The sequence below is a fragment of the Tistlia consotensis USBA 355 genome (assembly GCF_900177295.1).
Lineage (GTDB): Bacteria > Pseudomonadota > Alphaproteobacteria > Kiloniellales > DSM-21159 > Tistlia > Tistlia consotensis.
Map to the genome: position 1 here is coordinate 19,767 of NZ_FWZX01000027.1, position 25,619 is coordinate 45,385.

General features: G+C 71.7%; 20 protein-coding genes, 1 tRNA gene and 1 other annotated feature. Of the genes, 13 read left to right on the top strand and 8 right to left on the bottom strand.

The annotated features are described in order from the left end of the window. Nucleotides 1–50 precede the first annotated feature (50 nt). Together B9O00_RS24515 and B9O00_RS24520 are read left to right on the top strand one after the other, a co-directional pair. Nucleotides 51–1,589 carry a gamma-glutamyltransferase gene (locus B9O00_RS24515; RefSeq protein ID WP_085125373.1) on the top strand — a complete coding sequence of 513 codons (1,539 nt, stop codon included), beginning with the start codon at nt 51–53 and terminating at the stop codon, nt 1,587–1,589. 23 nt (nt 1,590–1,612) lie between these two features. Next, nucleotides 1,613–2,776 (top strand): pyridoxal phosphate-dependent aminotransferase, encoded by a 1,164-nt coding sequence (locus B9O00_RS24520; protein WP_085125374.1) that lies wholly within the window; start codon nt 1,613–1,615, stop codon nt 2,774–2,776. Nucleotides 2,777–2,855: 79 nt separating this feature from the next. Here B9O00_RS24520 and B9O00_RS24525 read toward each other — a convergent pair whose 3' ends face one another. Then, a complete protein-coding gene (locus tag B9O00_RS24525) occupies nt 2,856–5,756 on the bottom strand; it encodes an Rne/Rng family ribonuclease (RefSeq protein ID WP_085125375.1) in 2,901 nt (966 codons plus the stop codon). A 646-nt stretch (nt 5,757–6,402) separates the two neighbouring features. Between B9O00_RS24525 and B9O00_RS24530 the strand changes: the two genes are divergently transcribed. From B9O00_RS24530 to prfB, 3 genes are all read left to right on the top strand, one after another. Further along, nucleotides 6,403–7,551: an N-acetylmuramoyl-L-alanine amidase gene (locus B9O00_RS24530; RefSeq protein ID WP_159460320.1), complete on the top strand. Its 1,149-nt coding sequence runs from the start codon at nt 6,403–6,405 to the stop codon at nt 7,549–7,551. Nucleotides 7,552–7,785: 234 nt separating this feature from the next. Beyond that, the gene (locus B9O00_RS24535) at nt 7,786–10,449 is read left to right on the top strand and encodes a penicillin-binding protein 1A (RefSeq protein WP_218822934.1); all 2,664 of its coding nucleotides are present in this window, start codon (nt 7,786–7,788) and stop codon (nt 10,447–10,449) included. A gap of 88 nt (nt 10,450–10,537) precedes the next feature. Continuing rightward, a protein-coding gene (prfB, locus tag B9O00_RS24540) for a peptide chain release factor 2 (RefSeq protein ID WP_143596339.1) occupies nt 10,538–11,672 on the top strand; the annotation gives its coding sequence in 2 pieces (ribosomal slippage) (nt 10,538–10,606 and nt 10,608–11,672; 1,134 coding nt in all). 143 nt (nt 11,673–11,815) lie between these two features. Here the strand turns inward: prfB and B9O00_RS24545 are convergent. The 4 genes from B9O00_RS24545 to B9O00_RS24560 all read right to left on the bottom strand — a co-directional run bounded on the left by B9O00_RS24545 (nt 11,816) and on the right by B9O00_RS24560 (nt 14,365). Next, the gene (locus tag B9O00_RS24545; RefSeq protein ID WP_085125377.1) at nt 11,816–12,319 is read right to left on the bottom strand and encodes a DUF3291 domain-containing protein; all 504 of its coding nucleotides are present in this window, start codon (nt 12,317–12,319) and stop codon (nt 11,816–11,818) included. A gap of 83 nt (nt 12,320–12,402) precedes the next feature. Continuing rightward, entirely contained in the window at nt 12,403–13,521 is a 1,119-nt protein-coding gene (locus tag B9O00_RS24550; RefSeq protein ID WP_085125378.1) for a cystathionine gamma-lyase, read from the bottom strand. A gap of 95 nt (nt 13,522–13,616) precedes the next feature. Then, nucleotides 13,617–13,691, bottom strand: a tRNA-Val gene (locus B9O00_RS24555). A 74-nt stretch (nt 13,692–13,765) separates the two neighbouring features. Continuing rightward, nucleotides 13,766–14,365: an EF-hand domain-containing protein gene (locus B9O00_RS24560; RefSeq protein ID WP_085125379.1), complete on the bottom strand. Its 600-nt coding sequence runs from the start codon at nt 14,363–14,365 to the stop codon at nt 13,766–13,768. A 281-nt stretch (nt 14,366–14,646) separates the two neighbouring features. Here B9O00_RS24560 and B9O00_RS24565 point away from each other — a divergent pair, with 281 nt between their 5' ends. Both B9O00_RS24565 and B9O00_RS24570 read left to right on the top strand, forming a co-directional pair. Beyond that, nucleotides 14,647–15,243, top strand: coding sequence for a LysE family translocator (locus B9O00_RS24565; protein ID WP_085125380.1), 597 nt, complete (start codon nt 14,647–14,649; stop codon nt 15,241–15,243). Between the two features lie 88 nt (nt 15,244–15,331). Further along, nucleotides 15,332–15,387: a sequence feature (sul1 is cis-regulatory element that is thought to sense ions involved in sulfur or methionine metabolism; They are found in Alphaproteobacteria), on the top strand. Between the two features lie 75 nt (nt 15,388–15,462). Then, nucleotides 15,463–16,953 (top strand): SulP family inorganic anion transporter, encoded by a 1,491-nt coding sequence (locus B9O00_RS24570; RefSeq protein WP_085125446.1) that lies wholly within the window; start codon nt 15,463–15,465, stop codon nt 16,951–16,953. Here the strand turns inward: B9O00_RS24570 and B9O00_RS24575 are convergent. After that, nucleotides 16,950–17,630, bottom strand: a complete 681-nt coding sequence (locus tag B9O00_RS24575) for an HAD-IA family hydrolase (RefSeq protein WP_159460321.1) — start codon at nt 17,628–17,630, stop codon at nt 16,950–16,952. The two genes, B9O00_RS24570 and B9O00_RS24575, sit on opposite strands and share 4 nt — an antisense overlap. 118 nt (nt 17,631–17,748) lie before the next feature. Here B9O00_RS24575 and glmU point away from each other — a divergent pair, with 118 nt between their 5' ends. The 4 genes from glmU to B9O00_RS24595 all read left to right on the top strand — a co-directional run bounded on the left by glmU (nt 17,749) and on the right by B9O00_RS24595 (nt 21,726). Further along, the gene (gene glmU / locus B9O00_RS24580) at nt 17,749–19,101 is read left to right on the top strand and encodes a bifunctional UDP-N-acetylglucosamine diphosphorylase/glucosamine-1-phosphate N-acetyltransferase GlmU (RefSeq protein WP_085125382.1); all 1,353 of its coding nucleotides are present in this window, start codon (nt 17,749–17,751) and stop codon (nt 19,099–19,101) included. Between the two features lie 6 nt (nt 19,102–19,107). Continuing rightward, on the top strand, nt 19,108–20,931 hold the full coding sequence (gene glmS, locus B9O00_RS24585; protein ID WP_085125383.1) for a glutamine--fructose-6-phosphate transaminase (isomerizing): 1,824 nt from the start codon (nt 19,108–19,110) through the stop codon (nt 20,929–20,931). An 83-nt stretch (nt 20,932–21,014) separates the two neighbouring features. After that, nucleotides 21,015–21,380 (top strand): cupin domain-containing protein, encoded by a 366-nt coding sequence (locus tag B9O00_RS24590; RefSeq protein WP_085125384.1) that lies wholly within the window; start codon nt 21,015–21,017, stop codon nt 21,378–21,380. A gap of 58 nt (nt 21,381–21,438) precedes the next feature. Continuing rightward, a complete protein-coding gene (locus B9O00_RS24595; RefSeq protein WP_143596341.1) occupies nt 21,439–21,726 on the top strand; it encodes a hypothetical protein in 288 nt (95 codons plus the stop codon). Nucleotides 21,727–21,952: 226 nt separating this feature from the next. On the opposite strand, the gene ctrA is transcribed toward B9O00_RS24595, so the two are convergent. Further along, nucleotides 21,953–22,663, bottom strand: a complete 711-nt coding sequence (gene ctrA / locus B9O00_RS24600) for a response regulator transcription factor CtrA (RefSeq protein WP_085125386.1) — start codon at nt 22,661–22,663, stop codon at nt 21,953–21,955. Nucleotides 22,664–22,941: 278 nt separating this feature from the next. Here ctrA and fliI point away from each other — a divergent pair, with 278 nt between their 5' ends. Both fliI and B9O00_RS24610 read left to right on the top strand, forming a co-directional pair. Then, entirely contained in the window at nt 22,942–24,324 is a 1,383-nt protein-coding gene (fliI, locus tag B9O00_RS24605) for a flagellar protein export ATPase FliI (protein WP_085125387.1), read from the top strand. Next, nucleotides 24,321–24,752, top strand: coding sequence for a flagellar export protein FliJ (locus B9O00_RS24610; RefSeq protein WP_085125388.1), 432 nt, complete (start codon nt 24,321–24,323; stop codon nt 24,750–24,752). Before fliI ends, B9O00_RS24610 begins: the two co-directional genes overlap by 4 nt. Nucleotides 24,753–24,986: 234 nt before the next feature. Here the strand turns inward: B9O00_RS24610 and B9O00_RS24615 are convergent, their stop codons facing one another. Beyond that, nucleotides 24,987–25,565, bottom strand: a complete 579-nt coding sequence (locus tag B9O00_RS24615) for a MarR family winged helix-turn-helix transcriptional regulator (protein ID WP_085125389.1) — start codon at nt 25,563–25,565, stop codon at nt 24,987–24,989. Between the last annotated feature and the right edge of the window lie 54 nt (nt 25,566–25,619).

The following is a 25,619-nucleotide window of genomic DNA, read 5'->3' on the forward strand; positions in this document are numbered from 1 at the left end:
AAGGTAGGCGCGGCCGGCCGCGCTTGCAACGCGCGCCCGCTCAAAGCTTCGTGGGCCTGCTGGGACTCGCACTGGCCCTGCCGCTGGCCGCCTGCGACACGACGCCCGAGCCCGGCAAGGTCGCGCTGGTCGAGGGCTTCGCCGGCCTGGTCGCCGCCGACGAGCCCAACGCCACGGTGGTCGGCCGCGAGATCCTGGCCAACAACGGCACGGCGATCGACGCCGCGGTCGGCATGGGCTTCGCCATGGCGGTGACCCTGCCGTCGCGGGTCGGCCTGGGCGGCGGCGGCGCCTGCCTGGCCTTCGACGGCCAGAAGAAGAAGGCGACGGCGGTCACCTTCGCGCCGGTCGGCAACGACTTCGGCGGCGTCGCCCCGGGCCTGGCCCGCGGCCTCGCGGTGCTGCACGCCCAGGGCGGCGTGCTGCGCTGGGAGCTGGTCGTCTCGCCGGCCGAGAACCTGGCCCGCTTCGGCCACCCGATCAGCCGTGCCTTCGCCAACGACCTCAAGGCCGCCGAGCGGCTGCTCGCCCGCCGTCCGGACCTCGCGGCGCTGTTCTCGCGCGACGGCCGCCTGCTGCGCGAGGGCGAGAAGCTGGTGCAGCCGGGCATCGCGGCGCTGCTCGGCGGCATCCGCCAGCGCGGCGGCGTCTACCTGCACAGCGGCGCGGTCGCCGAGCGCCTGGCCAGCGAGGCCAGGGAGCAGGGCATCACCCTCGGCGACGACGAGATCCGCGGCTTCGTGCCGGGCGTCGGCCCGGCGCTGACCCTGCCGGTCGGCGACGACGTGCTCTACCTGCCGCCGCTGCCGTCGGGCGGCGGCGTGCTGTCCGGCCAGCTCTGGCAGATGCTGACCGGGGTGCGCGACTGGGACGGCGCCGGCTCCAAGCAGGGCGTGCTGTTCACCGAGGCCGAGATCCGCGCGCTGCTGGCGCGCAACGCCTGGCCAAAGGCGACCGACATCAAGGGCGTGCCGGGACAGGAGATGATCTCCGAGAAGGCGGCCGAGACGCTGTGGTCCGGCACCCCGACAGGCAATGCCGTCTACCTGCCGGTGCCCTCGGCCGGCTTCGTCGTCGGCGACCGCTTCGGCAACGCCGTTGCCTGCTCCTTCACGCTCAACGACTTCTTCGGCAGCGGCAAGGTCGCGCGCGGCGACGAGCTGATCTACGCCGCCCCGCCGCCGCCGGGCACGGCCAATGCGCCGACCCTGGTGACCGCCCTGGTCGGCAACGAGAACACCGGCAAGCTGCGCCTGGCGATGTCGGTCGCGGGCGGCGACCTGGCGCCGGGCACCTTCTTCCAGGTCGCGCGGCCGACCCTGGAGGGCACCTACAAGCTGCCCGACGCCGTCGACCTGCCGCGCATCGGCCGGCTGCCGAACGGCAAGCTGGTCGCCGAGGCCGGCTATTCGAGCGCCGGCCTGGAAGCGCTGCGCGCGACCGGCGAGAAGCCGGAAACGCTCGGTGTGCCGAGCCTGGTCGAGGCCTTCTACTGCCCGGACGGCATCCGCGAGAAGCGCGGCACCTCCGGCGACTGCGCCATCGTCTCCGATCCGCGCGGCCACGGCCTGGCCGAGCGCGTCGAATAGCCTCCGCGGACGGGTTCCCGGACATGGCCCTGAAGGTCGGCACCCGCGGGCGCATCGCGTCCTTCATCGTGATGGACGTGCTGCGCGCCGCCAACGAGCGCCAGGCGGCCGGCGCGGAGGTCCTGCATCTCGAGATCGGCCAGCCGGGCACGCCGGCGCCGGCGGCCGTGCGCGCGGCGGCGAAGCGGGCGATCGACGAAGAGCCGATCGGCTATACCGACGCCTTCGGCCTGCCGGCCCTGCGCGGCCGCATCGCCCGGCACTACGCCGAGCGCTACGGCGTCGAGGTCGATCCGGCGCGCGTCGCGGTGACGCCGGGCTCGTCGGGCGGCTTCCTGCTGGCCTTCCTGGCGGCCTTCGATCCCGGCGACCGGGTCGCCCTGGCCGCGCCCGGCTACCCGGCCTACCGCAACATCCTGACGGCCCTGGACCTGGAGCCGGTGCTGCTCGGGACCGGGCCGGCCGAGCGCTACCAGCCGACCCCGGAGCTGCTGGAGCGCGCGCAGCGGGAGCGGCCGCTGGCCGGCGTCATCGTCGCCAGTCCCTCGAACCCGACCGGCACGATGCTCGGCGCGGCGGAGATGGCGGCGCTCTCCGGCTGGTGCCGGGACGCCGGGGTGCGGCTGATCTCGGACGAGATCTACCACGGCATCGGCTACGGCAGCCGGCCGGTCTGCGCCCTGGAGCAGGACGCCGAGGCGATCGTCGTCAACTCCTTCTCGAAGTACTACTCGATGACCGGCTGGCGGCTCGGCTGGCTGGTGCTGCCGGAGGCGCTGGTCCGGCCGGTCGAGTGCCTGGGGCAGAACCTCTTCATCTCGGCCCATGCCGTCTCGCAGCACGCCGGCATCGTCGCCTTCGACTGCACGGACGAGCTGGACGGCTACGTCGCCGGCTATGCGCGCAACCGCGCCCTGTTGCTCGACCGGCTGCCGGCCGCCGGGCTCGACCGCCTGGCGCCGGCCGACGGCGCCTTCTACCTCTACGCGGACGTCGGTCACCTGACCAACGACAGCCAGGCCTTCTGCCGCCGCCTGCTCGACGAGACCGGCATCGCGATCGCGCCCGGCGTCGACTTCGATCCCGAACGCGGCCACCGCACCGTCCGCCTGTCCTTCGCCGGCCCCGAGCGCGACATGGCGCTGGCCGCCGAGCGTCTGGCCGACTGGCTGAAGCGCGCCGGCTGATCCCGGGCTCGTCCTGAAACGGCAACGGCCCCCTCCGGTCGGAGGGGGCCGCTGTCTCTCGGCCGTATCGGTGGCCGCGTCACGACATCAGGCGGTTCCACCAGCCCTTGCGGCGCGGCTGGTCGGACTCGGCCGAGGCGGCGGCCGGCGCAGGCGCCGGGGCCTCCTCTGCCGTCGCCTCGGGCTCCGCGGGCGCTTCGGGCGCGGGGCTCCCGGCCGCCGCGCTCTCGGCGGCCGGGGCCGGCTCGGCGGCGCCGTTCGGCGCGGCCGCCTCGGCCGGCGCCTCGGCAGCCACCTCGGCCTTCGGCTTGCGGCGGCTCCGGGTCGCCGGCTTCTTCGCCGCGGGCTTGGCCTCGGCCTTCGCCTCGGCCTCGTCGCCGGCTGCCGTCTTGCGGCGGCGGCGTGCCGGCTTCTTCGGCTCGGCCGTCTCCTCGGCGGCGGCTTCGGAGGCTGCAGGCTCGGCCCCCTCCGCCTGGGCTGCGGCACCCTCGGCCGGCGTGGCCTCGGCCACCCCGGTCTCGGCGGGCGCGGGCTCGGCCGCCTTGCGGGTCCGGGGACGCCGTGTCCGCTTCTTCGGCGCGGCCTCGGCATCCGCGGCGGGCTCGGCCGTCTCGGGCTCGGCTGCGACCGGCTCGCTGCGGCTCTCGGCCGGGGCGGCCTCGGCTGCCGCCGCCGGCAGCGCCTCGGGCGCCTCGTAGGGCATCTCGGGGGGCACCTCGGGGCGCTCCTCGCTCATGTCGCCGAAGCCGTCGCCGTCCTCAGGCTGGCCTTCGTCGGTCGCGCCGGCGGCCGCCGTCTCCTGGCCCTCCGCGCCCGGCTCGTCCTGACGCCGCCGCGAGCGGCGCCGGCCGCCGCGCCGGCCGCGCCGGCGACGCTTGCCGCGGCGCTCCTCGTCGTCGTCCTCGGCGGCACGGACCTCGCTGCCGCGCTCCTCGCCTTCCTCTTCCTCCTCGTCCGCGGGCTCCGGCAGCTCGCTGCGCTCGCCCGTCGTCCGCTCGCCTGCGGCCCGCTCGGCCGCCGGGCGCTCCTCGCCGCGGTCGCGCCGGCCGCCGCGGCGGCGGCGCGGGCGGCGCCGGCCGCCCTCTTCGCCCTCGCGCGGCTCGCGGGCCGTGCGCTCCTCGCGCTCCTCTTCCTCCTCCTCCTCCTCGGCGATCTCCTCTTCGGGCTCCTCGGGGGCGGGCAGGGCCCGCGCCTCGTGGACCGGGGACGCCTCGGTCGAATGGCGCAGGATCTCGAAGTCGGCCGGGCCCATGCGGTCGTCGGCGCGGACCAGCACGGTCAGGCCGAAGCGCTGCTCCAGCTCGACGACGTGGGCGCGCTTCTCGTTCAGCATGTGCAGCGCGACCTCGAGCGGCACCTTGACCTCCAGCTCGCCGCCGCCCTTGCGCACGCCCTCCTCGGTCAGGGCGCGCAGCACGACCAGCGCCGCTGCGTCCGGCGCCCGGACGTAGCCGGTGCCGTTGCAGCGCTGGCAGTGGGTCATCGCCGTCTCGAACAGGCTCGGGCGCAGCCGCTGGCGCGACAGCTCGAGCAGGCCGAAGGGGCTGATCCGGCCGAGCTGGATGCGCGCCCGGTCGACCTTCATCGCCTCCTTGAGCCGGCGCTCGACCTCGCGGTTGTGGCGCGGCTCCTCCATGTCGATGAAGTCGATGACGATCAGGCCGGCCAGGTCGCGCAGGCGCAGCTGGCGGGCGACCTCGTCGGCGGCCTCGAGGTTGGTCTTGAGCGCGGTCTCCTCGATGTGCCGCTCGCGCGTCGAGCGGCCCGAGTTGACGTCGATGGCGACCAGCGCCTCGGTCGGGTTGAGCACGATCGAGCCGCCGGAGCGCAGCTGGACCTGCGGGCTGTACATGGCGTCGAGCTGGCTCTCCACCTGGTAGCGGTGGAACAGCGGCATGCCCGGATCGTCGTAGACCTTCACCTTCCGCGCGTGGGAAGGCATCAGCATCTTCATGAAGTCCTTGGCGGCCTTGTAGCCCTCCGCACCCTCGACCAGGACGTCGTCCATGTCGCGGTCGTAGAGGTCGCGGATCGCGCGCTTGATCAGCGAGGCTTCCTCGTGGATCTGGCAGGGCGCGGTCGACTGCAGGGTCTTGCCGCGCACGTCGTCCCACAGGCGCAGCAGGTACTCGTAGTCGCGCTTGATCTCGGCCTTGGTCCGCTCGCTGCCGGCGGTGCGCACGATGACCGCCATGCCCTCGGGGATCGACATCTCGCCGACCACAGACTTCAGGCGCCGCCGGTCGGCGGCGTTGGAGATCTTGCGGCTGATGCCGCCGCCCTTGGCAGTGTTCGGCATCAGGACGCAGTAGCGGCCGGCCAGCGACAGATAGGTGGTCAGCGCCGCGCCCTTGTTGCCGCGCTCCTCCTTGGTGACCTGCACCAGCATGACCTGGCGGCGCTTGATCACCTCCTGGATCTTGTAGCGGCGCAGCAGCTGGGCGCGGCGGCGGGCCTGGTCCTCGACCTCCTCGCCGCCGACGGTGTCGACGTTGGTCTCCTGGGCGATCTCCTCGACCGAGCCCTGGCCGTCGCCGACCTGGGCCTCGTCGTCGGCCTCGGCCCTGCTGGCGCGGCGCCGGCGCGGCCGGGCCCGGGCGCTCTCGGCCTCGGCCTCGCGCTCCTCGTCGGCCTCGGCGCCGTTGCCGGAGCCCTCGGCCTCGTCGGCGGCGGCCTCGACGGCCTCGCCGCGCAGCCGCGCCTCCTCGGCGATCAGCGCCTCGCGGTCGGCGATCGGAATCCGGTAGTAGTCGGGGTGGATCTCGCTGAACGGCAGGAAGCCGTGGCGATTGCCGCCGTAGTCGATGAAGGCCGCCTGCAGGGACGGTTCGACGCGGGTGACCTTGGCGAGATAGATGTTGCCCTTGATCTGGGCCTTACTGGCGGTTTCGTAGTCGAATTCCTCGACCGTCTTGCCGCTGAGCACCACGACCCGGGTCTCGTCCGGGTGGGTGGCATCGATGAGCATACGCTTTGCCATGGAAGGATCTCTCCGGGGCGCGACCGGCCAGACGCAGACGGACGGCGGAAGCCGCCCGCGTGCGCGGCGGCGCGACGCTGGTTCGGGTGGAACTGATAACCTGGTGCAGGAAAGAGGGGGCGAGCGGCCGCGCCTTGAGAGTCGCTAACGCTCCAGAACTCGGCATCGAACTCGGTCCATCCTCGATCGCGGCCCGGCCAGCGGGGCGGTGAAGCCCCGGGTCGGTCCCCGGTCGGCGCTGCGGCGATGTCCCGGCTGGGCCACGGCCGCGCCGGCCGTTTGTCTTCTGCATGCCTTCGGCCGCGCCCACTTGCACGCTGCGTAACGGCGGAATCCCGCCAACGCCGGCTTGCGATGCGGCCGGCGCGCCCCCAAAGCATTCACCTTGCGTGAACGGAGGGCGCCCAGCGGACGTACCATAGGGAGAAAAGCCGGACCCGACAATGACTTTCGCCGACCCGCCCGGGGTCGCCCCACCGGGTGCTGCGCCGACTTGCCCGGCGCGGAATTAATCATTGCTCCAAGACTCTCTGGAAGGTTATCTAGGTTTCATCTTGACGGCCGGTTCGATTCGCTCGGCACCTGCCGACAAGACTTGAAGGAACCGGGGATGTTCGCGCGGATTCTACTTTGTCTGGGAGCGCTGTTGCTGGCGTTGCCGGCGGCTTCGGCCAAGCCGGTGGTCAGCGACGTGCGCCTGGGCGTCCATCCCGACAAGACCCGCCTGGTCATCGAGCTGTCCGAAGCGCCGAGCTACCGGGTGTTCAGCCTGGCCGATCCGGCGCGCGTGGTCATCGACCTGCCGGCCGTCGACTGGTCGAACGGCGCCGAGCAGGACGGCGTCGGCCTGGTCTCTGCGCTGCGCTACGGCCTGTTCATGCCCGGCACCAGCCGCGTCGTGCTCGACCTCGACAAGCCGGCCCGGGTGCTCGACACCTTCGTGCTGCCGCCGCGCGGCGGCAAGGGCTACCGCTTCGTGCTCGACGTCGGGCCGACCGACCGCGAGACCTTCCTGGCGCAGACCCGCCAGCCGCCGGTCGAGTCCAAGGTGCCGCTGCCGGCGCTGGCCGTGTCGCTGCCGGCCGCTCCCAAGAAGGGCGGCGACAGCCGGCCGACCGTGGTCATCGATCCCGGCCACGGCGGCGTCGACCCCGGCGCGATCGGCGTCTCCGGTCTCTACGAGAAGGACCTCGTGCTCGGCTACGGCCTGGCGCTGCGCGACGCCCTGCTCAAGACCGGCCGCTACCGGGTCGTGATGACCCGCGACGACGACCGCTTCATTCCGCTGCGCGGCCGGGTCAAGATCGCCAACGACGCCGGCGGCGACCTGTTCATCTCGCTGCATGCCAACATCAACGCCTCGAAGACGCTGCACGGCGCGGCCGTCTACACCCTGTCGGAGAACGCCTCGGACGACGAGGCGGCGGCGCTGGCGGCGAAGGAGAACAAGGCCGACATCATCGCCGGCGTCGACCTCAGCGGCCAGAACGAGGTGGTCTCGCAGATCCTGATCGACCTGGCGCAGCGCGAGACGATGAATCTCTCCAAGGGCCTCGGCAACATGCTGGTCGACTCCCTGGGCCAGTCGACGACGCTGCTCAGGCACACCCACCGCTACGCCGGCTTCGCGGTGCTGAAGTCGCCGAGCGTGCCCTCGGTGCTGGTCGAGGTCGGCTACATGTCGAACCCGCGTGAGGAGCGAGATCTGCGCTCGCCGAAGCACCGCGCCAAGGTCGTCGCGGCGCTGGTCCAGGCGATCGACCAGTACTTCACGGTGCAGCAGGCCTATCGCTAGCCGGGACGGCCTGCGGCAAGCCGGCACGGCGCCGCATTCCGCGCCGTGCGGCGGGCCCCGGCGCGTCGGGTCGCATCGCGGAACGATCTTCGAATTGCTACATTTTCCGACGAGCGTATCCATATTGAGGAAGCACCGGCGCCGCGGGATGCGGCGTCTCGGGCGTGCGGGATGCACTGGGACCGCCCCGACAGCCGAGGGCGGTCCGGATCGCGCAGGTAGGGGAGTGGGTCCTTGCGACGGCTGAGAAAGTTCGTCTTCTGGATGCTCGGGCTCGGGCTGTTCGGCGCGCTGGTCGGCGGCGCCGGGCTGGTCTACGTGCTCTGGCACTACGGCCGCGACCTGCCGGACTACAAGGCCCTGGCCAACTACGACCCGGCGATGGTGACCCGGGTCCACGCCGGCGACGGCGAGCTGCTCGCCGAGTACGCGACCGAGAACCGGGTCTTCGTGCCGCTGTCGGCGATCCCGAAGGAGGTCATCGGCGCCTTCCTCTCGGCCGAGGACAAGACCTTCTACGAGCACCCCGGCGTTGACCCGATGGGCATCCTCAACGCCATGATCATCAACCTGCGCCACATCGGCACCGACCGCCGCCCGGTCGGCGCCTCGACGATCACCCAGCAGGTCGCCAAGAACTTCCTGCTGACCAACCAGGTCTCGCTCGAGCGCAAGGTGAAGGAGGCGATCCTGGCCTTCCGCATCGAGCAGACCTACAGCAAGAACCGCATCCTTGAGCTCTATCTCAACGAGATCTACCTCGGCTTCGGCTCCTACGGGGTCGCCTCGGCGGCGCTCAACTACTTCGACAAGTCGCTGAGCGAGCTGACCCTGGCGGAGGCGGCCTTCCTGGGCGCCCTGCCCAAGGCGCCGAACAACTACAACCCGATGGCCCACTACGAGGCGGCGCTCGACCGGCGCAACTGGGTGATCGGGCGCATGCTCGAGGACGGCCGGATCACCAAGGCGCAGGCCGACGAGGCGCGCAAGGAGCCGCTGGTCGTGCACCGGCACAGGTCGACCGACACCGCCGACGGCCACTACTTCAGCGAGGACGTGCGGCGCCAGCTGGTCGACCTGTTCGGCGAGCACGAGCTCTACGAGGGCGGCCTGTCGGTCAGCACCTCGCTCAATCCGACGATGCAGGAGGAGGCCGACCAGGCGCTGCGCCAGGGCCTGGTCGACTACGACCGGCGCCACGGCTGGCGCGGCGCGCTGAAGCATCTCGACCTGTCCGCCGACGGGCACTGGCAGGCCCTGCTGAAGCAGCAGGAGCGGCCGGACGGCGCCGGCGACTGGAGCCTCGCGCTGGTGCTCGAGGTCGGCAAGGAGGCCGCGACCATCGGCCTGCCCGATGGCAGCCAGGGCAGGATCCCGATGTCCGAGCTGAAATGGGCGCGCGCGACCCTGCCGGATCAGCGCTTCGGCGTGACCCCCTCCAGGCCCTCGGACGTGCTGAGCGCCGGCGACCTGGTGCTGGTCTCGCCGGTCGAGCCGGGGAAGGAGGGCGAGGCGGCGTCCCGGGACAAGAAGCCGGCGGGCGTCTACGGCTTGCGCCAGATCCCCAACGTCAACGGCGCGCTGGTCGCGCTCGACCCGCACACCGGCCGCGTGCTGGCCATGGCCGGCGGCTTCTCCTACGGGCGCAGCGAGTTCAACCGCGCGACCCAGGCGCAGCGGCAGACCGGCTCGGCCTTCAAGCCCTTCGTCTACCTGACCGCGATGGACAACGGCTTCACGCCGGCCTCGATCGTGCTCGACGGCCCCTTCGTCATCGACCAGGGGCCCGGGCTCGGCAAGTGGCGGCCGGCGAACTACGAGAACGACTTCCTCGGCCCGACGCCGCTGCGCATCGGCCTGGAGAAGTCGCGCAACCTGATGACCATCCGTCTCGCCCAGGCCATCGGCATGGACAAGATCCTGGACTACGCCATGCGCTTCGGGGTCTTCGCGCGTCGGCCGGAGCCGGTGCTGTCGCTGGCGCTCGGCGCGGGCGAGACGACCCTGCTGCGCCTGACCTCGGCCTATGCCGAGCTGGTCAACGGCGGCAAGCAGATCGAGCCGAGCCTGATCGACCGCGTGCAGAGCAAGACCGGCGAGACGGTCTGGCGCCACGACAAGCGGCAGTGCCCGAGCTGCGACGAGCCCTTCACCGGCCAGCGGCCGCCGAAGCTGCCCGACAACCGTAAGCAGCTGGTCGATCCGATCAGCGCCTACCAGGTGGTCTCGATGCTGCAGGGCGTCGTCGACCGCGGCACCGGCGCCGGCCTGCGCCAGGTCGGCATCACGCTCGGCGGCAAGACCGGCACGACCAACGAGTACCAGGACGCCTGGTTCGTCGGCTTCTCGCCGGATCTCGCGATCGGCGTCTACGTCGGCTTCGACCAGCCGCGCACCCTCGGTCGTCACGAAACCGGCGCCCACGCCGCGCTGCCGATCTGGCGCTACTTCGCCAAGGCGGTCTTCAAGGGCAAGCCCGACATTCCCTTCCGCCGCCCGGACGGCGTCAGCCTGGTGCGCATCGTCCACGATACCGGCCGCCCGGCCGGGCCGGGCGATACCCGCGGCGTGATCTGGGAAGCCTTCAAGCCGGGCACCGAGCCGAGCGCGCAGACCGCCTACGAGCCGCTCGATCCGACGCCCTCGACCGGCCCGGTCGGCCCGGAGAACCCCTACGCCCCGGGCGCCGCCAATCCCTACGCGCCGGGCTACGCCAACCAGGGCGGCGCCTACCAGGGCCAGGCCGGCGCGGCCTCGCCCTACCAGCAGCCGCCGGCCGGCCCCTACCAGGGCCAGCAGCCCTATCCGACCCAGGAAGGCCAGACCGCGGCCCAGCCGGGCTATCCGCAGCCGCCGGCGCAGCCCCAGAACGGCGCCACCGCGGGCGGTCTCTACTGAGCGCCCTACGGAAGCTTGGACGGCGCCGCCGCCGGTCGGCTATAAGGCCCGCCCTGAGACGAGACTGACCAGAACGGGAGCGCGGACGATGCGCGCGGAAGCAAAGGCGGACGTCGAGGCCATTCGCCAGGCCCTGACGCTGCTGAGGAGGCATCTTTGACTGGGATCGCGCCCTCAAGCGGCTCGAGGAGCTGAACGCCCTCGCCGAGGACCCGGCCCTCTGGGACGACGCCGCCAAGGCCCAGGCGCTGATGCGCGAGCGCAGCACCCTGGAGGCGCAGATCGGCGACTACCGAAAGCTCGAGGGCGGGCTCGACGACGCCGTCACCCTGATCGAGCTGGCCGAGGCCGAGGACGACTCGGCCTCGCTCGCCGAGGCCGAGGCGGAGCTCAGGAAGCTGCGCGCCGAGGCCGAGAAGAAGCAGCTCGAATCGCTGCTGTCCGGCGAGGCCGACGCCAACGACTGCTATCTCGAGGTCAATGCCGGCGCCGGCGGCACCGAGGCCCAGGACTGGGCCGAGATGCTGGTGCGCATGTACTCGCGCTGGGCCGAGCAGCACGGCTACAAGGTCGAGTGGCTGGAAGAGAGCCCGGGCGAAGAGGCCGGCATCAAGTCGGCGACCCTGACCATCAAGGGCCACAACGCCTTCGGCTGGCTGAAGACCGAATCGGGCGTTCACCGCCTGGTCCGGATCAGCCCCTTCGACAGCCAGGCCCGGCGCCAGACCTCCTTCGCCAGCGTCTGGGTCTATCCCGTCGTCGACGAGAACATCGAGGTCGAGATCCTCGACAAGGACCTGCGCGTCGACACCTACCGGGCCTCGGGCGCCGGCGGCCAGCACATCAACAAGACCGATTCGGCGATCCGCATCACCCACCTGCCGACCGGCATCGTCGTGCAGTGCCAGAGCGACCGCTCGCAGCACAAGAACCGGGCGACCGCGATGGGCATGCTGAAGGCGCGGCTCTACGAGCACGAGCTGGCCAAGCGCGAGGCCGAGGCCGAGGCCGAGGAGGCGACCAAGACCGAGATCGGCTGGGGCCACCAGATCCGCAGCTACGTCCTGCAGCCCTACCAGATGATCAAGGACCTGCGCACCGGCGTCGAGAAGGGCAACCCCGACGCCGTGCTGGGCGGCGACATCGACGACTTCCTGGAGGCCTCGCTGGCCGCCAAGCTGGAGAAGGGCCAGGGCCGCGGCACCAGCGACGCGGCGGAGTAGAGGCGCCAGTTCCTTCCGTTCTGTCGTCACCCTCGCGAAAGCGAGGGTCCAGAGAGCGAAGCCGTCGGCACGGACCGGCGGAGTTCCGTCCAGGCTTCGTCTTTCTCTGGATCCCCGTTTTCACGGGGATGACGAGGAGAACGTCACGACCAGCCGACGCACCAGGGCGCCGGATCCAGGCCCTCGGCCGCGCCGCCCTGCGCCTCGGGCGGCGCGAAGCGCTGCTTGAAGGAGAAGGCGGCCGGCGTCGGCCCCTCGGCCTCCAGGCGCGCGATCGCGGCGAGCCCCTCCTGCGGCGTCGGCCGGTGGCCGGCCGGCACCCACCAGAGCGCCTGGAAGACGCCCTTCGGCGGCTCGAACCACTGCCGGCGCTGCACCATCACCTCGCGGTGCCGGGTGCGATAGACGAAGTCGAACAGCGCCTCGGCGTCGCGCCAGACCGACAGGTTGACGATGAACTGCGGGTCGTCGCTGACCTTGATGTCGGTCGCGTTGCCGCTGTCGCTCTGCAGCCGCCAGACGAAGCCGGGGGCCGCCTCGGCCAGGGCGTTGACCGCGTCGAGCCGGCCGGTGAAGCCGTCCATGCGCGGGTCGTCGAGCGGATAGAGCGTGCGGCCGACGTTGATCTGCGCGAGCTCCGAGGCCATGGCGTCTCCCCCTGCTGTTGGCCCGGGAAGGATAGCGCAGGGGCCGCTCCGGGCCTTCCCGTTTTTTGCGAAGTCGCGGCCACCTACAGCGCCGCGAAGGCCTGCTCCAGGTCGTCGAGCAGCGCCTCGGTCGGCTCGCAGCCGAGCGAGAGGCGCAGCAGGCCGGGATGCACCGTCGGGTCCCAGCGGTAGCGCCAGTCGATCGAGCTGTGGGTGCCGCCGAAGGAGGTCGCCTTGAAGATCAGGCCGAGCCGGGTCTCGAAGGCCAGCGCCGTCTCCTGGTCCGGGAAGGTCAGCGCGACCAGCGAGCCGAAGCGGCGCATCTGGCGTGTCGCGAGCGCGTGGCCGGGATCGCCGGGCAGGCCGGGATAGCGCAGCGCCTCGAGCGTCGGGTGGCCGGCGAAGCGCTCGGCGACGGCCTGGGCCGAGGCGCACATCCGCTCGAAGCGCAGCTCCAGGGTCTGCAGGCCGCGGTGGCAGAGCCAGGCCTCCATCGGCCCGACGATGCTGCCCGACAGCTTGCGCCACTGCCGCACCGCGGCCAGCAGCTCCGGATCCTGCGTCGCGACATGGCCCATCAGCAGGTCCGAGTGGCCGTTGACCGCCTTGGTGTCGGAGGCGATCACCAGGTCGGCGCCGAGGTCGAGGCAGCGCTGGCCGAGCGGCGTCATGGTGGTGTTGTCGCAGACCACGAGGTTGCCGGACCGGTGCACCTTCTCGGCGACCGCCGCGACGTCGCAGAGCTCCAGGCCGGGGTTCGAGGGCGTCTCGACCCAGACGATGCGGTAGCCCTTGAGGTCGCTCGCCTCCAGGCCGCGGGTCTCGCGCTTGTCGACGACGACGCCGAAGCGCGCCAGGTAGCTCTCCGCGTAGTAGCGCACGGCGTGATAGCCGTCCTTCGGCAGCAGCACCCGGTCGCCGGGCTGCAGGAAGGGCGTCAGCGCCGCCGCGGCGGCCGCCATGCCGGAGGGAAAGAGCACCGCCTCGCCGCCCTCCAGGGCGCCCAGCGCCTCCTCCAGGGCCAGCCAGGTCGGGTTGGCGTCGCGGCCGTAGGGGAAGGTCGCCCCGGCCGGGTCGCCCTGCAGGTGGTAGGTGCTGGCGAAGACCGGCGGGATGCCGAAGGGCGCCTCGCGCTCCGGCGCCGGCAGCCCGGCGTGCAGGCAGGCCAGCTCGGGCGGCAGGTTGCGGGGATCGTTGGTCATGGGGGCTCCAGCCGTGACGAAGGGCAGTCGGCGACGCAGCTTAATGGCCGCGCCGAAGGGCACAACGTCGAACTGGAGATGGCAGGGCAAGGGGATGGTGGGCGCGGCTGGGATTGAACCAGCGACCCCTGCCGTGTGAAGACAGTGCTCTCCCGCTGAGCTACGCGCCCGCCCGAAGCGGAGCGCAGGACATAGTCCGGGCCCCGAAAGCTGTCAAGACTGGGGGGCGGCGCGGCCGTGCTTCTCAGCCCGCCGCCTGGTTCAGCCGGCTCAGGGCCTGGGGTGCGAGGCCGCTGGCCTCCTTCTGCGACTTGCCGGCCGAGGTCAGGGCCTTCTCGATCTCCGCGAGCGTCACCTTGCCGTCGCCGTCGAGGTCCAGCAGCTTGGCCATCTCCTTGCCGAAGCTGCTGCCCTTCTGGGCCGCGGCGGCCTGCTTGAACTCGTCCTGGGTGATGCCGCCGTCGCCGTTCTTGTCGATCGCCTTGAACAGGGCGTCGGCGGCGGCCTTGGAGGCGCCGCCGGCCTGGGCCTGCTTCTCCAGCTCGGCCTGGCTCACGACGCCGTCCTGGTTCAGGTCGGCCATCTTGAAGATCTGCTCGCGCATCTTGCCGGAGTAGTCGGTGCCGACCGAGCTGTCGTCCTGGGGCTGGCTGCCGCTCAGCGCCTCGATCACCAGGCTCTTCATGGCCATCAGGGCCTGCGCCTCGGGGCTCAGCGAGACTTGGTCGGTCGGGTTGCTGCCCTGCTTCTGCTGCTCCGTCGTGCCGCTCGACGTGGTCTTGGTCGAGCCCGTGAGGCCGGTCTGCAGCGAGGAAATCAGGGAGGAAACCGAGGAAATGCTCACGACGGCTCTCCTGCGCTTCGTGTGGTCCCGGCCGGCGCTGCAAGGGCCGTACCAGCCGCCGCCCGTCCCAGGCCGGTCCTGGCCGCAGCACTGGCCGCAGCACTGGCCGGCAGCGCCGCGGCAGGCCGCCGGCCGGGCAGGATCTGCCGGGTGCCGCCGGCAGGAACGACCGGGTCGGCAAGGCTTGCCGGCTGCAGCATCGTTCAAGACGGCGGGCGCGCGCCTCTGGCAGGACGAACGCCGGCGCCGCCGCCGCGGCGCGTCGTCGGGAGGACAGGGCCATGCAGGAGGGGCTGGTCGGCTTCGCTCTGGCGGGTGTCGCCCTGGCCGGCAGCCCGGGCCCGGCGACGCTCAGCCTGGCCGCCACCGGTGCCGCCTTCGGAGCGCGCCGCGGACTCGGCTACCTCGCCGGCCTCGTGGCCGGCATCGTCGTCGTGATGGCGGTCACGGCCAGCGGCGTCGCCGGTCTGCTGCTCGCCGTTCCGGGCGCAGCCCCCGTCGTCGGGCTCCTGGCCGCGGCCTACTTCGTCTGGCTGGCCTGGCGCATCGCCACGGCGCCGCCGCTCGACGACGAGACGGCGAGCCGGCGCCGCCCGAGCTTCGCCGGCGGCGTCTTCCTGCAGCTGGTCAATCCCAAGGCTTACGCCGCCATGGCGGCCCTCTTCTCCGGCTTCGTGCTGGTCGGCGGGCAGCCGGCGCTCGACGCCCTGGCCAAGATCGGCCTGCTGGCCGCGATCATCGTCGCGGTCAACCTGGCCTGGCTCAACGCCGGCGCGGCGCTGACCCGCTGCTTCCGCGACCCGCGCACGAACCGCGCGATCAACCTCGGCTTCGCCGTCCTGCTGCTGGTCTCGGTCGGCGTCGCGCTGGCGCTCTGAGGCGGCTCCCGGAGCGCCGCCCGGAGCGCTGCCCGGCCGGCTTTATGTTGCATCGCAGCATATGCTGCAGCTATGCTGACCTGAATCGACCGGACCCGGTGCAAGCCCGGGTGGCTCTGCCGGCCGCCGATCCGCCGGACAACAGCAAGAAGAACGGAGCGGGCCCGCGGTCGCGGGCACGGGACAGCCTTGCCGAAATTCCCCCAGATCAAGCGACAGCTGTCGCAGCGACGGTCCCGCATCCAGCGGGACTGGTTCTCCAACATCCGCGGCGACGTGCTGTCGGGCATCGTCGTCGCGCTCGCCCTGATTCCGGAGGCGATCGGCTTCTCGGTGATCGCCGGCGTCGACCCCAAGGTCGGGCTCTACGCCTCCTTCGCGATCGCCTGCGTCTCGGCCTTCGCCGGCGGCCGGCCGGGCATGATCTCGGCGGCGACCGCGGCGACCGCCGTGCTGATGATCGGCCTGGTCAAGGACCACGGCCTGGAATACCTCTTCGCCGCGACGATCCTGATGGGCGTCATCCAGATCGCCGCCGGCTTCCTGAAGCTCGGCCGGCTGATGCGCTTCGTCTCGCGCTCGGTGATCACCGGCTTCGTCAACGCCCTGGCGATCCTCATCTTCCTGGCCCAGCTGCCGCAGCTGATCGACGTGCCGCTGCTGACCTATCCGATGGTCGCCGCGGGCCTGGCGATCATCTACCTCTTCCCCTACGTCACGAAGGCCGTGCCGGCGCCGCTGGTCGCCATCGCCGCGCTGACCGCTGCCGCCTGGACCTTCGGCCTCGACCTGCGCACGGTCGGCGACCTCGGCGAGCTGCCCTCCAGCCTGCCGGTGCTGGCGCTGCCGCAGGTGCCGCTGACCCTGGAGACGCTGCAGATCATCCTGCCCTACTCGCTGACCCTGGCGGCCGTCGGCCTGCTCGAGTCGCTGCTGACCGCGCAGATCGTCGACGACATGACCGACACGCCGAGCAACAAGAGCCGCGAGTGCATCGGCCAGGGCGCCGGCAACATCGCCTCGGCCCTGATCGGCGGCATGGCCGGCTGCGCGATGATCGGCCAATCGGTGATCAACATCACCTCCGGCGGGCGCGGGCGCCTCTCGACCCTGGTCGCCGGGGCCTTCCTGCTGTTCCTGATCCTGGTGCTCGACGACCTGGTGCGGATCATCCCGATGGCGGCGCTGGTCGCGGTGATGATCATGGTCTCGATCGGCACCTTCTCCTGGCGCTCGATCCTCGACCTCCGGCGCAACCCGCTGGCCTCCTCCGTGGTCATGCTGGCGACCGTGGTGACGGTGGTCGCGACCCACGACCTGGCCAAGGGCGTGATCGTCGGCGTGCTGCTGTCGGGCGTGTTCTTCGCCGGCAAGGTCGCGCGGTTGGTCAAGGTCGTGGCGCGCCGCTCGGCCGACGGGCGCGAGGTCACCTACCTGGTGCTCGGGCAGATCTTCTTCGCCTCGACCGAGAGCTTCCTCGCCGGCATCGACTTCGACGCGCGGCCCGAGCGCGTGGTGATCGACGTCGGCCATGCCCACTTCTGGGACATCTCGGCGGTCGCCGCGCTGGACAAGGCGGTGCTGAAGCTGCGCCGCAACGGGGCCGAGGTCGTGGTCGACGGCCTCAACGAGGCCAGCGCCACGATGATCGACCGCTTCGCCCTGCACGACCGCCCCGGCGCCGAGGCGGCGACCGCCGCGGGGCACTAGAGGCGGGACAGCACCCCCGGCAGCTCGCCGAAGCCGCCGATCTCCGCCGTCCGCGGCAGGCCGGCGGCGCGCGCGCCGCCGTAGCCGAAGCGGCACCAGACCGACGGGATGCCGGCGGCCGCGGCGGCCTCCAGGTCGGAGGGGCCGTCGCCCAGCATGACCGCGCGCTCCAGGCCGAGGCCGAGCGGTTCCAGGGTCAGGGCGAGGTGCCGCGGGTCGGGCTTGCGCATCGGGAAGGAATCGCCGCCGGCCGCGGCCTCGAACAGGCGTCCGAGGTCGAGCGCCTCCAGAATCGTCCGGCTGAAGCCGATCGGCTTGTTGGTGCAGAGCGCCAGGCGCCAGCCCTCGGCCTTGAGGCCCTGCAGCGTCTCGACCGCGCCGGGGAAGGGCAGGGTCTCGACGGTCAGGGTCTCGGCGTAGAGCGCCAGGAAGCGCTCGACCAGGGCGTCGAGCGACGCGGTCAGGCCGCGGGCCGCGGCGGCGCGCTCGACCAGCTTGCGGGCGCCCTCGCCGACCATCGACTTGACGGTCGGCAGCGGCAGCGGCTCGACGGCCTGCTCGACCAGCAGCGCGTTGAGCGCGCGCGCCAGGTCGGGCGCGCTGTCGACCAGGGTGCCGTCGAGGTCGACCAGCAGGACGTCCCGCCCGGCGGGGCGGCGAGGGGAAAGGTCGCTCACGCGGCGCTCCTTCTTTGTTGCATCGCGAAACATTAGTTTATTTGCCGGCTCGAAAGCCCGCGTGGCAAGGTCGCGGCCGTTCGAAACGCTTGAGATAGACGGGTTTTCCAGCTTTCCAATGACAGCTCCGCTCGCCGTCGTCGTGCTTGCCGCGGGCAAGGGCACGCGCATGAAGTCCGACCTGCCGAAGGTCCTGCACCCCGTGGCCGGCCGGCCGATGATCGACTGGGTGCTGGCCGCCGCGGCCCCGCTCGAGCCCCGCGAGATCGTCGTCGTCGTCGGACCCGACATGCCCGGGGTCGCCGCCGCCGTCGCGCCGCATCGCACCGCCGTCCAGGCCGAGCAGCTCGGCACCGCCGACGCGGTCGGCGCCGCGCGCGCGGCGCTCGCCGACGCGCTGGCCGCCGGCGCCGACGTCCTGGTGCTCTACGGCGACGGGCCGCTGATCGAGGCCGGAACCCTCAAGCGCATGGCCGAGGCGCGCGAGCGCGAGGCGGCCGACTACGTCTGGCTCGGATTCCGGCCGGCCGACCCGACCGGCTACGGCCGGCTGGTGCCGGACGACGGCGGCGACCTGGAGCGCATCGTCGAGGAGAAGGACTGCAGCGAGGCGGAGCGCCGCATCGGCCTCTGCTGGGGCGGCCTGCTGCTGGCGCGCGGGGCCGCGCTCTTCGCGCAGCTGCCGAGGATCGGCAACGACAACGCCAAGGGCGAGTACTACCTGACCGCCCTGGTCGAGCTGGCGGCGGCGGCCGGCGAGCGCTCGATCGTCGTCGAGTGCTCGGCCGAGGAGGTCGTCGGCGTCAACTCGCGCGCCGAGCTGGCCGGGGCCGAGGCGCTGCTCCAGGCCCGGCTGCGCGCGAAGGCGATGGCGGAGGGCGCGACCCTGATAGACCCCGCGACGGTCTACCTGTCCTGGGACACCCGGCTCGGCCGCGACGTCACGGTGCAGCCGGGCGTCTTCTTCGGCCCCGGCGTTGAGGTCGGCGACCGCGTCGAGATCCGCGCCTTCAGCCACCTCGAGGGCTGCCGCATCGAGAGCGGCGCCGTGGTCGGCCCCTTCGCGCGTCTCCGGCCCGGCGCCGAGCTGGGCGAGGGCGCGCGGGTCGGCAACTTCGTCGAGGTCAAGGCGGCGACGCTCGGCGCCGGCGCCAAGGTCAACCACCTGAGCTACGTCGGCGACGCCACGGTCGGCTCGCACGCCAACGTCGGCGCCGGCACGATCACCTGCAACTACGACGGCTTCCGCAAGAGCCGGACCGAGATCGGCGCCGGCGCCTTCATCGGCTCGAACACCGCGCTGGTGGCGCCGGTCACGGTCGGCGCCGGGGCGATCGTGGGCGCCGGCTCGACGATCGCCGAGGACGTGCCGGACGAGGCGCTGGCGGTGACCCGCGCCGAGCAGAAGATCCGGCCGCTCGCGGCGCGCCGCTTCCGCGAGAAGCGCGCCAAGGACAAGAAGAAGGAGTAGCGCGCGATGTGCGGGATCATCGGCATCCTCGGCGCCAAGCCGGTCCAGCCGCTGCTGCTCGACGCGCTGCGCCGGCTGGAATACCGCGGCTACGACTCGGCCGGTATGGCGACGCTGGTCGACGGCCGCATCGAGCGGCGCCGCGCCGAGGGCAAGATCTCCCGGCTCGCCGAGCTGCTGGAGCGCCAGCCCCTGGCGGGCACGGTTGGCATCGGCCACACCCGCTGGGCGACTCACGGCCGGCCCAACGAGATCAACGCCCATCCCCACGCCGGCGAGCGCGTCGCCGTCGTCCACAACGGCATCATCGAGAACTTCCGCGAGCTGCGCGAGGAGCTGGAGGCGGCCGGCTACCTCTTCGAGACCGAGACCGACACCGAGGCGGTGGTCCACCTGATCGACAGCTACCTCGCCCGCCAGATGGGCCCCGAGCAGGCGGTCGCCGCCGTGCTCGGCCGGCTGGAGGGCGCCTTCGCCCTGGCCATCATCTTCGCCGGCCGCCACGACGTCATGATCGGCGCCCGGCGCGGCAGCCCGCTCGCGGTCGGCTACGGCGAGGGCGAGATGTTCCTCGGCTCCGACGCCCTGGCCCTGGCGCCGCTGACCAGCCGCATCTGCTACCTGGAGGAGGGCGACTGGGCGGTGCTCGACGGCACCACGGCGCGGATCTTCGACCGCGACAACAATCCGGTCGAGCGGCCGGTCACCCAGACCGCCCTGTCCGGCGCCCTGATCGGCAAGGGCCAGTACCGCCACTTCATGCTCAAGGAGATCTACGAGCAGCCGGCGGTGATCGGCGACACGCTCAGGACCTTCGTCAACCCGCAGAGCCGCGCCATCGCCCTGCCCGAGCTGCCGGTCGACTTCGCGACCCTGCCGCGCCTGACCATCTCGGCCTGCGGCACCGCCTTCTACGCCGGCCTGGTCGCCAAGTACTGGCTGGAATCGGTCGCCCGCCTGCCGGTCGAGATTGACGTCGCCAGCGAGTTCCGCTACCGCGAGGCGCCGCTGCCCGAGGGCGGCGCGGCGCTGTTCATCTCGCAGTCCGGCGAGACGATCGACACCCTGGCGGCCCTGCGCTACGCCAAGGAGCAGGGCCAGACGATCCTCTCGATCGTCAACCAGCCGGAGAGCGTCATCGCCCGCGAGTCCGACGCGGTGCTGCCGACCCTCGCCGGGCCGGAGATCGGCGTCGCCTCGACCAAGGCCTTCACGACCCAGCTCACGGTGCTGGCCTGCCTGACCCTGGCCGCGGCCCGGGCGCGCGGCGCGCTCGACGAGAAGCGCGCTGCGGCGCTCTCCGCCGCGCTGACCGAGGTGCCGGCCCATGCCGCCGAGGTGCTGAACCACGACGAGGCGATCGAGGCCATGGCCCACGGCATCGCCGAGGCGCGCGACGTGCTCTACCTCGGCCGCGGCCCGATGTTCCCGATCGCCCTGGAGGGGGCGCTGAAGCTCAAGGAGATCAGCTACATCCACGCCGAGGGCTATGCCGCCGGCGAGATGAAGCACGGGCCGATCGCGCTGATCGACGAGGGCGTGCCGGTGATCGTCTGCGCGCCCTCCGGGCCGCTGTTCGACAAGTCGGCGGCCAACGTCCAGGAGGTCATGGCGCGCGGCGGCAGCGTGCTGCTGCTGACCGATGCCGGCGGCCGCCGGCGCATCGGCAAGGGCCCGAAGTGGACCATCGAGCTGCCGGCCGTCGACCCCTTCGTGGCGCCGCTGCTCTACGCGATTCCCGTGCAGCTGCTGGCCTACCACACCGCGGTGCTCAAGGGCACCGACGTCGACCAGCCGCGCAACCTCGCCAAGTCGGTGACGGTCGAGTAGCGGCGGGCGCGCAAGCTTCGGATAGCGCGCGGCCGCCGCCGGGCCTGATAGACTTCTCCGGCCGCAACCGGGAGTGCCGTCCGATGGCCTACGCCGCCGTCAATCTCGCCGAGAAGCTCGAGCGCCTCACCGAGCAGTGGTCGCCACGCGTCGTCGCCGAGCTCAACGACTACCAGTTCAAGGTCGTGCGCCTGGAGGGCGACTTCGTCTGGCACGACCATCCCGAGACCGACGAGGCCTTCCTGGTGCTCGAGGGCGAGCTGCGCATCGACTTCCGCGACGGCGCGGTCACGCTCGGTCCGGGCGAGCTCTTCGTCGTGCCGCGGGGCGTCGAGCACAAGCCCTTCGCCGAGAAGGAGGTCAGGATGCTGCTGATCGAGCCGCGCGGCGTGCTCAACACCGGCCGGGCCGGCGGCGAGCGGACGGCGGTCAACGACCTCTGGATCTGAAGCGCCCTCGCCGGAGGTGCACTCCACCGGAGAAGATGACGCACGGGCATCCGTTTCCGTGACGTGCTATCGTCACGCCATGCCCAGCGTGCCGCCGCCGCCCGTGCCCAGCGCTCCCGAGCAGGCCCTGCAGTCGATCTCGCAGGCCGTCCAGGCCGGCGGCATTCCGCCGACCCCGGAGGCGCAGCAGGCCCTGGCCCAGGCGATCCAGGGGCTGACCCAGGCGACGGTCCAGGCCGGCACGCCGGCCTTCTCCGGTTTCTCCTTCCCGCCGACCCCGACCGAGATCACCGCCAACATCATGAGCCAGGTGCTGCCGATGATCGCCCAGCAGGCGGGCGGCTAGGGCGGGTGCCCCGCACTCCGTTCGCTTCATCCTGAGCTCGTCGAAGGGCGAAGCGAAGCATCGGCGTCGGAGCCGAAATGGCTCCATGCTTCGACAGGCTCAGCATGAAGCCATTGAGTGGCTGAACGAAGTGTTGGTGCTCGTCCCTCCCCAAAGACAAATCGGCCGGCCTTCACACGAAGGCCGGCCAAGTCGACAGGGCAAAGGGAGGACAGGGATCGGGTCGTCAGGCGATCGCCTTGCGCGGCGCCTCGCCGGCCTCGTTGGGATCGCGCAGCACGTAGACGCGGCCCCAGACGGTCTCGATGTAGTTCTCGCCGCCGGTCGCCATCGACAGCTTCTTGCGCAGCTTGCAGACGAAGACGTCGATGATCTTGAGCTCGGGCTCGTCGATGCCGCCGTAGAGGTGGTTGAGGAACATCTCCTTGGTCAGGGTCGTGCCCTTGCGCAGGGAGAGCAGCTCGAGGATGCCGTATTCCTTGCCGGTCAGGTGGATCGGCTGGCCCTCGACCTCGACGGTGCGGGCGTCCAGGTTGACCGAGAGCTTGCCGGTCAGGATCACCGAGTCCGAATGGCCCTTGGAGCGGCGCACCACGGCCTGCAGGCGGGCGATCAGCTCGCGCTTGTCGAAGGGCTTGGTCAGGTAGTCGTCGGCGCCGAAGCCGAGGCCCTTGATCTTGTCGTCCAGGCCTGACAGGCCGGACAGGATCAGGATTGGCGTCTTGACGCGCGCCTGGCGGAGCCGGCGCAGCACCTCGTAGCCGTCGATGTCCGGCAGCATCAGGTCCAGGATGATGATGTCGTAGTCGTAGAGCTTGCCGATCTCCAGGCCGTCCTCGCCGAGATCGGTGACATCGCAGACGTAGCTGTCGGATCGCAGCATCAGCTCGATCGACTTGGCCAGGGCGGCATCGTCCTCAACAACCAGAACCCGCATCGCAGCTACTCCCTAGAACCGTATGGGGGTTGCAGACCGCTGCCCCGAGATCCCCATGGCGCGTTAACCAATTTCGTCCAGAATCCTTAACGAATGGTTACCACAACGCATTTTTGTTAAGGAAGATTACCGCACGACATTCAGGCCAAAAGCCAACAATTCTGCGCCCTGCCTGTGGCGGCGCCGGAGCGCGACGGGCTTTACCGAAGCTTAAGCGGCTTGGCGGCACTCTGCCGGCGTCCAAGAAAAGAACAAGGCACGAGGCCCCGGTCCCCCTGATGTCAGCCCTGTTGTCGTCCTTCACCGAAGAGGTTGGCCAGCTTCCGGACCATCGCCTCTACGGCCGAGTCTCCGGCGTGCTCGGCATGACCGTCGAGGTCGCCGGCCTCGACCGCCAGCTGTCGATCGGCGCGCGCTGCCAGGTCGAGGCGCGCGGCGGGCGCCGCGTCACCTGCGAGGTCGTCGGCTTTCGCGGCGGCAAGGCCCTGCTGCTGCCCTTCGGTTCGCTCGACGGCGTCGGCCTCGGCTGCAAGGCCGAGCTGGCCGCCTCCGAGCCGGCGATCTGGCCGACCGAGGCCTGGCTCGGCCGGGTCGTCAACGCCCTCGGCCAGCCGGTCGACGGCAAGGGGCCGCTGCCGCTCGGCCCGGTCGCCTACCGGATTCGCCGCGATCCCCCGCCGGCCCACGGCCGCCGCCGGGTCGGCGGCAAGATCGACCTCGGCGTGCGTGCCATCAACACCTTCCTGTCCTGCTGCGAAGGCCAGCGCATGGGCATCTTCGCCGGCTCCGGCGTCGGCAAGTCGGTGCTGCTCTCGCAGCTGGCGCGCTACACCACGGTCGACGTCAACGTCATCGGCCTGATCGGCGAGCGCGGCCGCGAGGTCCAGGAATGGCTGGAGGACGACCTGGGCAAGGAGGGCCTGGCCCGCTCGGTCGTCGTGGTCGCGACGTCCGACGAGCCGCCGCTGATGCGCCGCCAGGCCGCCCAGCTGACCCTGGCCCTGGCCGAGTCCTTCCGCGACCGCGGCCGCGACGTGCTCTGCCTGATGGATTCGGTGACCCGCTTCGCCATGGCGATGCGCGAGATCGGCCTGTCGGCCGGCGAGCCGCCGGCGGCCAAGGGCTACACTCCCAGCGTCTTCGCCGAGCTGCCGCGGCTGCTCGAGCGCGCCGGCCCGGGCACCGAGGGCCAGGGCTCGATCACCGGCCTGTTCACCGTGCTGGTCGAGGGCGACGACCACAACGAGCCGATCGCCGACGCGGTGCGCGGCATCCTCGACGGTCACATCGTGCTGGAGCGCCAGATCGCCGAGCGCGGCCGCTATCCGGCGATCAACATCCTGCGCAGCGTCTCGCGCACCCTGCCGGGCTGCAACAGCGACGGCGAGAACGCCCTGGTGCAGCGCGCCCGGCGCCTGCTCGCGATCTACGACGACATGGCCGAGCTGATCCGCATCGGCGCCTACCGCCAGGGCAGCGACGCCAGCGTCGACGAGGCGCTGCGCTACAACGCGGCGCTCGAGGGCTTCCTGAAGCAGGGCAAGCACGAGCGCGCCGACCTTGAGGGCGGCTATGCCGACCTGGCGGCGATCCTCGGCGTCGCCTGGCCGCCCGAGGCCGTCGCTGCGGCCGAGCCGCCGGCGGCGAGGGCCGCGCGATGAACGGCGCGCTCAAGAACCTGATCCGCGTGCACCGCTGGACCCTCGACGAGCGGCGCCGCACGCTGGTCGACCTGGAGCGCATGGCCGAGAAGCTGAAGGGCGATCTGGCCGGGCTCGACGCCGAGCTGGAGCGCGAGCGCCAGACCGCGATCAAGGCCCCCGAGATGGCCTTCACCTACCCGGCCTTCGCCTCGGCGGCCAAGCAGCGCAAGGACAAGATCCGGCGCTCGATCGCCGACCTCGGCAAGGAGATCGACCGCGCCCGCGAGCAGGTCGAGGACGCCTTCCAGGAGCTCAAGAAGTACGAGCTGGCCCTGGAGGCCGCCGAGCGCCGCAAGCTGGAGCAGCTCAAGCGCCGCGAGCAGGCCGCCCTCGACGAGATGGGCCTGACCCTGCACCTGCGGAAGAAGGCGGGCGAGGGGGCGTAGGGGAGCCTCTCCCCTTCGGGGCCAAGGCGTGCACGCAAGTCCGCCAACACCGTCATCCCGGGCGCTAGGCGAACCCGAAAGCCGAAAGGCTTTCGGGTGGCGAGCCTCGTGACCCGGAACCCAGGGCCGTCACGCCGCGGCTCGTGGCCCTGGGTCCCGGATCGCTCGCTTTGCCAACGAAATCAGAGATTTCGGACAAAGCGGCGTCCGGGATGACGGACTTGTGTGACTCCCTTAGGGGGAGGAGACAGGTGTTTTCGAGCCGTCTTCGCCGCCGGCGATGCGGTCGACGTTGCGGCGCATCCGGCGCATGACGCGCAGGAAGGCCTCCAGGTCCTCGGGGTCGATGCCCTCGATCAGGCGCCGCTCGCGCTCCAGGGCCAGGGCGAGGATGCGGTCGTGCAGCTCGTAGCCGCGGGCGTTCAGCCACCAGGCCTTGCGGCGCGGGTCGCTGCCCGGCGTCTCGAAGGCGAGGTAGCCGAGCTCGCTGAGCCGGCTCAGCGCCCGGCTCGTCGCCGCCTTGTCGAGGGCGATGATCTCGCAGATCCGCGCGGCCGCGATGCCGGGCTCGATGGCCAGCATCGAGACGACGCGCCACTCGACGATGCCGACGCCGAAGGTGGCGAGGTAGGTCTGCGAGGCGCCGCGCGACAGCGCGTTGTTCACCGAGGCCAGGAAGTAGGGGATGTAGCTCGAGAGATCGAGCACCGGCCGGCCGTCGATCGTCCGGCTCGGGCTGGACAGCCGCCCGCCCGGGCAGGGCGCGCGGCCGTCGGCCGGGCGGCCGGCGTCGGCCTGTCTGGGAATGGGCATGTCCGCGGGCACACCGTTGTCTGCCTCAAGCGGCCGGCCTTCGGCAAGAGGGCA

Excerpts from the sequence above, each read along its gene's own strand:
- ctrA (WP_085125386.1), bottom strand. The coding sequence starts at position 22,663 with ATGCGGGTTCTGGTTGTTGAGGACGATGCCGCCCTGGCCAAGTCGATC.
- B9O00_RS24545 (WP_085125377.1), bottom strand. The coding sequence starts at position 12,319 with ATGGCCTCGGAGCTCGCGCAGATCAACGTCGGCCGCACGCTCTATCCG.
- B9O00_RS24610 (WP_085125388.1), top strand. The coding sequence starts at position 24,321 with ATGAACGGCGCGCTCAAGAACCTGATCCGCGTGCACCGCTGGACCCTC.
- B9O00_RS24590 (WP_085125384.1), top strand. The coding sequence starts at position 21,015 with ATGGCCTACGCCGCCGTCAATCTCGCCGAGAAGCTCGAGCGCCTCACC.
- glmU (WP_085125382.1), top strand. The coding sequence starts at position 17,749 with ATGACAGCTCCGCTCGCCGTCGTCGTGCTTGCCGCGGGCAAGGGCACG.
- B9O00_RS24525 (WP_085125375.1), bottom strand. The coding sequence starts at position 5,756 with ATGGCAAAGCGTATGCTCATCGATGCCACCCACCCGGACGAGACCCGG.
- glmS (WP_085125383.1), top strand. The coding sequence starts at position 19,108 with ATGTGCGGGATCATCGGCATCCTCGGCGCCAAGCCGGTCCAGCCGCTG.
- B9O00_RS24520 (WP_085125374.1), top strand. The coding sequence starts at position 1,613 with ATGGCCCTGAAGGTCGGCACCCGCGGGCGCATCGCGTCCTTCATCGTG.
- B9O00_RS24615 (WP_085125389.1), bottom strand. The coding sequence starts at position 25,565 with ATGCCCATTCCCAGACAGGCCGACGCCGGCCGCCCGGCCGACGGCCGC.
- B9O00_RS24565 (WP_085125380.1), top strand. The coding sequence starts at position 14,647 with ATGCAGGAGGGGCTGGTCGGCTTCGCTCTGGCGGGTGTCGCCCTGGCC.
- B9O00_RS24550 (WP_085125378.1), bottom strand. The coding sequence starts at position 13,521 with ATGACCAACGATCCCCGCAACCTGCCGCCCGAGCTGGCCTGCCTGCAC.
- fliI (WP_085125387.1), top strand. The coding sequence starts at position 22,942 with ATGTCAGCCCTGTTGTCGTCCTTCACCGAAGAGGTTGGCCAGCTTCCG.